The organism is Rhodopirellula maiorica SM1, from assembly GCF_000346295.1.
In the GTDB taxonomy this organism is placed as follows: domain Bacteria; phylum Planctomycetota; class Planctomycetia; order Pirellulales; family Pirellulaceae; genus Novipirellula; species Novipirellula maiorica.
On sequence record NZ_ANOG01000606.1, the window covers coordinates 1 to 9,848 of the forward strand.

A 9,848-nucleotide genomic window follows, 5' to 3' on the forward strand; every position below is an offset into this window, starting at 1 on the left:
ACGGTGCCATCTCGTGGATCAAGTACGCGGTCGTTCGCGAAGATCCCTCGCAAGATGACTATTTAAAAGAAGTGATGGAGGTGTTTCCGGCCGAGCGAATCGTCAGCGGGATCGGCGAACAACCAGCTATCGTCCATCTCCGCGACTTTGGCGTGACGGGATTCACCAGCGGTTGCGTCTGTGTCGCTCCGGCAAAGTCGATGGAGATGATGCATGCGATTCATCGAGGCGATTTTGAAACCGCCGAAGCGATTCGCAAGTGGTTCGAGCCGCTCGAAGATCTTCGCAACGACATCAACCCGATTCGCGTACTGCATCACGCGGTTGCCGGAGCAGGGATCTGCGAGACCGGCCCACTGTTGCCGATGCTAAGTGATTTGAGTGCCGAGCAGATCGCAAAGATCGCCGACGTGGCAAAAGGGATGTTGGCAAGCTAGATTCCCCGGCCCGTTGGACCGGGCTAGGTAAATTGCTAGGCCTTTGCCCGAAATACGCAGAACAAACCTGACCCGTCGGGTGATGATGGTCCGGTGGAAACCGGACCGACGCCCGCTAGGGTAGTGGATTTCGCCAGAAATCCCGGGTCGCCAAAAACCCCGGATCGCCAAAAAATCCTGGGTCGCCAGAAATCCCGGATCGCCAGAAATCCTGGATCGTGAGGAATTTTGGATCGTGAGGAATTTTGGATCGTGAGGAATTCTGGCGAATTCCACTACCCTGAACGCAACCATTTAAGAATGGTCGGAACACTAGCGTTTGCTATTTCCTTGACACCGTATTAAATGAAAAAAGGCGAAGTGCTCGTGAAGCACTCCGCCTTTTTCTGATTCTGCGTCTCGCATCGTTTTAGCGAGCGACCGCTAGGTTCTGTTTCTTCAGACCATCGATGTATTGATGGGCGATGTTCAGTACTTCACGGTTATAGAAGTAGTCGCGATAGACCTCTTGGGCTCCGACTTCGGCCTCGAGTTCTTTCTCTTCTTCTTCTTTCTGAGCATCCAGTTCTTTTCGGCGTGCCATGAACTCGCCTTCATTTAGCGAGATCGATGCTTGCTCTTTTTGTTGAACATACAATTCGATTCGCTTCAGTAGTTCGGTGAACTCTTTTTCTTGGCTGATCCGGCCCATCGAATCGTTACGCAATTGGCCAATCAACTCCGCGGGCACCATGTTGTAATTCTCGTGCTTGGCGGGTTTGACACGATCGTTAGGCAGAGCAAACTTCAAATCGCTTTCGGACACGTCCATCTTCGCGGTAATCGAGGGCAGTACGATGTCGGCCGAAACTCCAGCCAATTGAGTGCTCTCGCCGTCGGGCAGATAGAACTGTTGAAGGGTGACCTTCAATGCGCCGTAGTTGGCTCGGTTGTTTCGGAACAACTGTTGGCCAAGATCCATCAGCGTTTGCACGGTTCCCTTGCCGTGGCTGGTTGGGTCGCCGACAACGATGCCGCGACGATAATCCTTAATCGCACCGGCGAAAATTTCGCTGGCACTTGCACTGAATTTGCTGGTCATGACCACCAACGGGCCATCCCATGCGGTGCCACGGTCATCGTCGTCATACTGCTGGACCGAACCATCGGCATTCTTGACTTGCACCACAGGGCCGTGGTCGATGAACAACCCGGTCAAGTTGATCGCTTCGGTCAAACTTCCGCCGCCGTTGGTGCTGAGGTCGAGCACGATGCCGTCGATCCCCTTTGTCTTGAAATCTTCGATGATTCGCAGGACGTCGCGTGTGCTGCTGCGGAAATCTCGTTTGTTGTTCTTGGCACCTTCCATGTCCATGTAAAAACTGGGCAGGTTGATGTAGCCAATCTTCTTCGTTTGTCCGGGATTGTCGGGCAAGGAATGTTCGATGATCTTGCCACGCGCGGCGGATTCGTCCAGCTCGATACGAGCACGAACGATGCGGTGGATTTCCACTTCGCCCGCACCGCCCGGTTTGACGCCCAAACGGACGATCGTTCCCGCTTTCCCGCGGATCAAACCCACCACGTCGTTCAGCGGCATCTCGACGATATCGACCATCGGGCCTTCTTCGTCTTGGCCAACCGAAACGATCACATCGTCGGTTTTCAGTTTGCCATGTTTAGCAGCCGCTCCACCAGGAATGACACGCGAAACGACGGTGTTGCCATCTTTTTCACGCAACTGGGCTCCGATTCCATCGAGACTCAATCGCATGATCATGTCGAATTCGTCAAGCGAATCGGGCGACATATACGTCGAGTGTGGGTCGTAGGCCATGGTGACCGCGGTCAAGTACATTTCCAACAACGCATCGCTGTCGGTGTCTCGCCATCGACGGTCGTAGCGGAGGTAACGTCGGCGAAGCAAATCGCGAGCTTCAGCCCCTTCTTTGCCTTCGTCCTTCAAGTCCAGCAGGGCGTATTTGATCTGACGACGCCAGCGGTCGTTTGCTTCGTTCGCGTCTTTGGCGTAAACGGTTGCCTCAGGATCGGTGATGATTTGTTCGTCAATCGTGAAATCGAATTCACCGTCTAACAATTGCAGTGCAACCGAAACGCGTTCGTCGACTCGTTGCACGAATCGTCCAAACACCTCATAGGCAAACGACAAATCGCCTGCTTGCACCATATCGTCGATGCGAGTGCTGTTGCGTTGAAATTGATCAATGTCGCTTTGCAGAAAATACAGCTTCATTGGATCCAGCGATTTCAAAAACAAATTGAGGGCGCGCTGGCTGACGGTGTCGTTTAATTGTTGGCTGGAAACATGATTGCGTGGCATCAGTGTTGCGATCAAACGCGCCACGAGCGGATCTTTGGGGCCGGGGGTTGCCAGTTTCGCGGGGCCCAGGTCGCGTTGCACCGCGTTGCCAATCACCTGTTGAGTGCCCGGTCGGTCGATCGTGGCTTGCTCGTTCTGTGCCAGCGATACTTCCGCAACCAAGACGGCAAACAGAACCGCAAACAACGGCCGGGACCACGTCATCATCCGGTGTGATCGTGGCGAGCTCTGCCGTGCAGCAGCATTCGGATCGTTGGCGCGAGTTCGAGAGGCACTCAAGGCGTTGGGATCGCTCAGAGTACGGTTGGCGGTAGATAAACGGCAATCCATAGTGGTTTCCTGAGGAAGTTTTCTTTGGCGTGTTTCGACTTGCGAAAGCGTCGTAAACGGTGCTGCGCTGCGGGAAATAAGCAGCGCAGACGCGATCGATAGGGAACCGCTGTCTTCACCTTAGACGTCTGGCTAGGGTCGTGATGTGATCCTAGGAGAGAGCGTGATTTAGGGCAATGTCGGTTTCCTCGCCTATTTTACCCGGTTAGGTAACCATTGCGGGCGCCAGCCGCACAGATTTCTCGTGGATTGCCGCTCGAAACCGCCAGCATGCTGGTGGTGGGCAATGCCATCTCTTTGGCAACCATTGGGGGATGCTCAAGTAGTGGGATTCGCCAGAATTCCCATCTTTGCTGTTGAAACACCAGGAACTCTGGCGAGTCCCACTACGAAAGTAGATGGCATTGCGCAACTTAATTACCGCACGTCCGAAGACCAGTGAAATCGACATGCCGAGGCGGCGTTCAGCTCAAGATGTCCTTGATCACATGTCCATGAACATCGGTCAACCGTCGCTCGAAACCGTTGTAGTAGTACGTAAGTCGCTCGTGATTCAGCCCGAGCAAATGGAGGATCGTGGCATGTAAATCGTAAACGGTTGCAACGTCTTCGATTGCTCGATAGCTGAATTCATCGGTCGCCCCATAAGTGAACGGAGCCTTGACGCCGGCGCCCATCATCCAAGCCGTAAAGCCCTCGGGGTTGTGGTCACGACCGCTGGCTCCCTTTTGAAAGGTTGGCATTCGTCCAAACTCGGTCACCCAAACGACCAGCGTTTCTTCGAGTAGTCCCCGCTGCTTCATGTCACGCAGTAACGCTGCACAGGGTTGGTCCAACACCGGACCATGTTGGTTGTATTGATCAACGATCTTTTTGTGCCCATCCCAATTGCTCACCCCTTCGCCACCGGTTTGATAGGCCCCATTGAACAACTGGACAAAACGCACGCCTTGTTCGATCAAGCGTCGCGCCAAGATACAGTTGTTAGCAAATTTGGCCTTTAGCGGATTGGTCGCGTCATCGGCCCCGTAGGCCCGGATTGTACTTTTCGATTCCGTTGTCAAATCCGTAACTTGCGGAACGCTCAACTGCATTCGCGCAGCAAGTTCATAACTCGAGATCCGGGCGGCCAATTCGCTATCCCCCGGAAACTGCTCAAGGTGACGCTGGTTTAGACGTCGCAGATACTGACGTGTCGCTTGATCCTTTTTTGCCGAGATCCCCGCAGGAATTTGCAAGTTGTTCAGTGGCTTGGTGGCGTTGAACTCGGTGCCTTGGAACGCGGCGGGTAAGAAGCCGGGGCCCCAATTGTTGACGCTCGATTGAGGCGTGCCGCGAGGGTCCGAAATCGCAACATAAGCAGGCAGGTTCTCGTTCTCGGTCCCCAATGCCCACGTCGTCCACGCCCCCATGCTTGGAAATCCATCGAGCGTGTTGCCGGTTGACATGAAGTTCTCGCCTGGTCCGTGGGTATTGGTTTTGCCGGTCAATGAATGGATGAAACACATGTCGTCCGCAAGTTCGCCTAGTTCGGGCAGCAGATCGGAAACCATCTTTCCCGATTCGCCGCGTGGGCGGAATGTCCAAGGGCTCTTGGTCAGCATCCCCTGTTCGCCTTGGAACGTCACCAATTTTTCCGCTCCCGGCAGCGGCTGTCCGTCGCGTTTGATCAAATCGGGTTTGTAGTCGAAAGTATCAACTTGGCTACACGCCCCCGCGCAAAAGATCACCAAGACATTCTTGGCGGCCGCCTTGTGATGCGGCGGGCGGGACGCGAACGGATGGGCGGGATCGATCTGTGGTCGCAACGGCTTGGGTGCAGCTGCGAGCAGATTTTGATCGTTTAAGAGACTCGCCAATGCGATTCCGCCGAGACCGGTTGCCGCATCGGTTAAAAATTTGCGTCGCGCAAGGAAGGAGTTCATGGCTTTCTAGGGGCAGGTCGAAAGTGGCGGAGTAATGCGGCGGGCGAGCGGCAGAGCAATTAAAAACCCGCAATGTCAGTGGCGGGCCGCGTTGAGGTTGAGATTCCCTTACTAACGTGTCGGATCGTGTAGCGACGCGGTCCACTTATGGTATGAACACAAACTCGTTGGCGTTCAGGATCGCACGTGTGAACTGAACCATGCCTTCCTGCTCAATGAATCGTTCGCTGTCGGCGATTTCTTGTTCACTTGGCGAGCGTTGGAAACACAGCTGCCATGCACGAATAACTTGTTTTCGCTCGGTTTTCGCTTCGCTTTGAATTCGCTTTGCAAGGATCTCGGCTTGCTGCATCACAAACCGGCTGTTCAGTAGGTTCAGTGCTTGCTGCGGGGTGGTCGAGCGGCTGCGTTTTGGCATCACCATGCTCGCATCCGGGCAATCAAACGCACCAAAAACGTGATCCTTTTCTTGACGCACCTTAGTCATATAAATCATCCGCCGCCAATCCGAGGGGCCATATTCTTGTTTAGGGTGGTAGTGGCGTACATTTTCGAGTTGGACTTCGAACGCACTGAAACCTGGTCCACCGAGCGTCGCGAGATCTAATACGCCACTAACAGCAAGTACGGAATCACGTATCGCTTCGGCCTCGAGTCGTCGCGAAGGAAATCGCCACAACATTCGTGTATTCGCATCGACCTTTGTTCCCGCCGGCGTCGGGCGGCTGGATCGCTGCCACGTTGCGGATCCCAGGATCAACCGATGGATGTGTTTGAGCGACCAGCCGTTGTCCACCAATTCGCACGCCAACCAATCGAGTAGTTCGGGGTGCGATGGCGGAGTCCCGTTGCGACCAAAGTCACTTGGTGTGTCGACGATACCAATGCCAAAATGAAATTGCCACAATCGATTGACAATCACGCGAGCGGTCAACGGGTTTTCTTTGGCGGCGATCCAATTCGCGAACGCGAGTCGACGCAGTCGTTCAGGGGCATCCTGCTCCAAATCGAGTGAGGTGAACGCGTCGATTGCATCAGGAGATACTCGCTCGCGTTTGGCATCCGGTTCGCCTCGGTACAGTCGATAGGTGGCACCGGGTTGACGAAACGTGCCGATCCACGCTCGCGGCCGTTGCTGAATTCGCTTTTGTTCCGCTTCGATTTGATTCAGTCGGGACAACCACGCTCGACCTTGCTCGGCTTCGTCCACAGGGATCGAAGTAAACACATACCGGGCCGGTTGCGATTTGCTGTCTGGCAACAACTTCTCTGGCGGCAAACGGTCTGCGGACGACGCGACGAGATGCCACTGCGATGGTTCGCTAGCCCACTCGATCCGGTACTGCGTTGCCACACGATCTGCGAATTCGCCATTGCGATCACGCGCCCACTCGATGCGGTCGATTAGGGTTAACTCAGGCAACTCGATCTGAATCCAGCCACCCGTGCGTGTGGATGCGATCCAGCTGTGCGAGTTGCCATATTTCCCATCATTGATATGAGGCAATTTGTGTTTGGGGTGCTGGAAATCGCCCGACGAAGTCGCTTTGGCTCCGAGGCTAGCCAGTGCCACATTGTTGTCGCCTGAATAGATCTCGAGCTCATCAATACAGGGCTCCCCTGCGTTGGTGGCTTCGATCGTAAAACGCACGAACTTAGCTTCACGCGGTGCAAACGACTCGACGTTATGCTTTGCTGTCACGCGATCACGCAACGTGGCGGACTGATTGGGCTTCTTATTCGACATGTCTGCATTTGTCGAAAGATATTTCGCAAGTCGCTGCCGAATTTGATTCGCCTCGAGCTTGATCGCCTCGATTCGCCGCTGAGTTTGTTCGCTCAGCGGCAGCGTGGCTTCGCCATGCTGGACACCGGCAAACACGGCTTGCATCGCATAGTAGTCTTTTTGGGTGATCGGATCGAATTTGTGATTGTGGCAGCGTGCACAACCGGTGGTCAGCCCAAGGAATGCGGTTCCACATGTATTGATGATGTCATCCAGTTCGTTCTGACGCTGCATTTGAGTCAGCTTGGGATCTTTGCCTTTGACCAAATCCATGGGCCCTGCAACGAGAAACCCCGTTCCAATTGGCTCGTCCAACGCATCGCCGGCAATCTGTTGGCGGACGAATTCATCGTACGGTTTGTCGGCGTTGAGTGAATCGATCACCCAATCACGGTATCTCCATGCCGTCGGCCGTTCACGGTTGGTTTCAAATCCATTCGTCTCAGCAAAGCGAACGATATCCAACCAGTGACTCGCCCAACGCTCGCCATACCGATCACTGGCGAGCACCTCGTCGACAAGGCCTTGCCAAGCATCGGGGGATTGGTCGTTGACAAAGTCGTCGACTTGTTCGGGGGTCGGTGGCAACCCATGCATCACCAAAAACAGACGCCGAATCAGAACGCGTCGATCCGATGGCGGTGATGGTTCTAATCCGACAGACGCCAATCGTGTATGAACAAAACCGTCAATCGAATTCGCGGACGAGGGTCGCTTGACTGGGCGAAACGACCAATGCTCTAGCGAGACCGTTTCGGTTGGTGGACCATAATGATCCGGCGTCTTCGCACCTTCGGCGATCCACATTTCGATCAAACGGATCTCATCGGGCGACAAAGCGTCGTCAGGTGGCATTTCAAGTCCGGCTTCCTGGTGTGTGATCAACTTCATTAGAAAGCTGCCGTCGGGGTCACCCGGAACGATCGCCGGTTCTCCCGAATTACCACCTCGCAACATGTTAGCCAACCGATCCAAACGCAATTGACCATTCGCGTCGTCGGGGCCATGACAGTGATGACAATGCGTCTGCAGAATCGGCTCGATCTCGTCGCCAAAATCGACAGCGTGCAGGGCTGACGTTGACCCGATCAGTTTTGCCAAAACAAGAGCGGACAGGGCTATCGAGTGACGTCGCCATCGGAACATCCGTATCAGCAAAGGTTGCAACCGGAACATGTCAGGATCATGCGGGGGTGGGAAACGTGGGTGGGGGAGGAGGTCAGTCTAAGGCAGCGGCCGGCCCGAAGCAAATTTCGATCGGTTTTGCCGCGTGACAAACACGCTCGCCAGCGGCCAAGAGAAGTAGGACGCGGCGTTGTGCGTGTCCAGAATTCGGTGTCCGTTTCGAGCTGTGATTCCTTAACTCACACCGGACATACATCTAAAATTGAAATAGGCGAATGCAAATGTATCTCGTTGAACGAAGGAAATGGGCGATGATCAATCGATCACAACACCGGCTTCGATTTGTTGCGGTGGTGGTTTTCATGGCATGGGTACCACACATCCACTCTGGTCTTCGAGTTCAAGCGGACGACGCGTTGAAGGCACAGGCGGAAGTCCCTGCGGAAGTACAACCGCAATTCGGAAACGGTTTTGATCCGTTTGTGGAACCTCAACATCCCGGTCGCGACCACATCGGTGGATGGCACTTGGGAGTGTTTGGTCATTACACAACGACCGGACACTTGTTGACGCAAGTGTTTCCGAACACCCCCGCGTCTCGAGCAGGACTCGAACCGGGTGACCGGATCATCACCGTAAACGGCTATCAAGTTGGTGACGTGATCGACCGCCAATATCCGATTGACTTCCTGATCCAGCGACATGCTTCGCCCAACGGCTTCGTGCGGCTGTTGGTGCAAAATCGTCGGACGCTGCGTTTACAGAATCTTGACGTCCGCTTGGCGCGCGGCCGTATCCACTTCTAAACCGGTCCGCCCGTAGGCTCGAAAAGTCGCCGGCATAATGCCAATCCCCATCGAGGGTACTTCGGTGTATGGTAGACTGGTTCGGGTATCTGCGTTCGCGCCCATCCCGCCCCATGCGTCTAGTTTGAAGTTGCCTTCGTAGGAGTGTCCCTCTTGAAAATCCGCTTGCCCGCTTTATTCGTCCTTTTACTGCTTATCCCAACCGCTGGTGTGGTGGCCGAAACCCCTAACGTCATCGTCATCATGGCCGATGACCTTGGTTATGGTGACGTTTCTTGTTACGGAGCGACATCGTTAGAAACTCCCAATATCGACAAACTGGCAAGCGAAGGGGTGCGATTTACAAGCGGGTACTGTTCGGCATCCACGTGCACACCGACGCGTTATTCGATGTTGACCGGTACCTACGCGTTTCGTGAGCAAGGCACCGGGATCGCTCCGCCAAACGCACCGGCGATCATCAAACCAGGCACCGAAACGGTGGCGTCGCTGCTGCAAGGTGCTGGCTACAAGACTGCGGTCATTGGAAAATGGCATCTGGGCTTGGGCGGTGAGGATGGCCCTGATTGGAATGGTGAACTGAAACCGGGACCACTGGAAATCGGTTTCGATACCTGTTTCTTGTTGCCAACCACTAACGATCGCGTACCGCAGGTCTATGTGCACGATCATCATGTCGAAAACCTCGACCCCGCAGACCCGTTATGGGTTGGCAATAAAAAGCCGAGCCCCGAGCATCCCACCGGCATCACGCATCGTGACACATTGAAAATGGATTGGTCGCACGGTCACAATGCCACGATCCATAACGGCATCAGCCGCATCGGCTTTTACACCGGCGGACACGCAGCTCGATTTCGTGACGAAGACCTCGCTGACAAATGGGTGGAAAAATCGGTCGAGTTTATCGAGCAAAATAAAGACGAAAACTTCTTTTTGTTTTTTGCTGCCCATGACATCCACGTACCACGCATTCCGCACGAACGATTCCAAGGTAAAACCTCACTCGGGCTTCGCGGTGACAGTATCATCGAACTGGACTGGTGCGTCGGCGAGTTGACGAAAACACTTGACCGACTTGGGTTAGCCGAGAACACGCTGGTCGTGTTCTGCAGCGAC

General features: G+C 54.5%; 6 protein-coding genes. 3 read left to right on the forward strand and 3 right to left on the reverse strand.

Features of this window, described 5'->3' with window-relative positions; genetic code table 11:
• The coding region (locus RMSM_RS41080; RefSeq protein WP_040768211.1) for a dihydropicolinate synthase at positions 1-437 on the forward strand (437 nt) is incomplete at its 5' end.
• Between the two features lie 409 nt (positions 438-846).
• Here the strand turns inward: RMSM_RS41080 and RMSM_RS19340 are convergent.
• From RMSM_RS19340 to RMSM_RS19350, 3 genes are all read right to left on the reverse strand, one after another.
• A complete protein-coding gene (locus RMSM_RS19340; RefSeq protein ID WP_008699892.1) occupies positions 847-2,964 on the reverse strand; it encodes a carboxy terminal-processing peptidase in 2,118 nt (705 codons plus the stop codon).
• A 587-nt stretch (positions 2,965-3,551) separates the two neighbouring features.
• On the reverse strand, positions 3,552-5,012 hold the full coding sequence (locus RMSM_RS19345; protein ID WP_008699896.1) for a DUF1501 domain-containing protein: 1,461 nt from the start codon (positions 5,010-5,012) through the stop codon (positions 3,552-3,554).
• 145 nt (positions 5,013-5,157) lie between these two features.
• Positions 5,158-7,944 (reverse strand): DUF1553 domain-containing protein, encoded by a 2,787-nt coding sequence (locus RMSM_RS19350; protein WP_008699898.1) that lies wholly within the window; start codon positions 7,942-7,944, stop codon positions 5,158-5,160.
• A 290-nt stretch (positions 7,945-8,234) separates the two neighbouring features.
• Between RMSM_RS19350 and RMSM_RS19355 the strand changes: the two genes are divergently transcribed.
• Both RMSM_RS19355 and RMSM_RS19360 read left to right on the forward strand, forming a co-directional pair.
• On the forward strand, positions 8,235-8,729 hold the full coding sequence (locus tag RMSM_RS19355) for a PDZ domain-containing protein (RefSeq protein WP_040768215.1): 495 nt from the start codon (positions 8,235-8,237) through the stop codon (positions 8,727-8,729).
• Between the two features lie 213 nt (positions 8,730-8,942).
• On the forward strand, positions 8,943-9,848 hold a 906-nt coding region (locus RMSM_RS19360), incomplete at its 3' end, for a sulfatase-like hydrolase/transferase (RefSeq protein ID WP_261340344.1).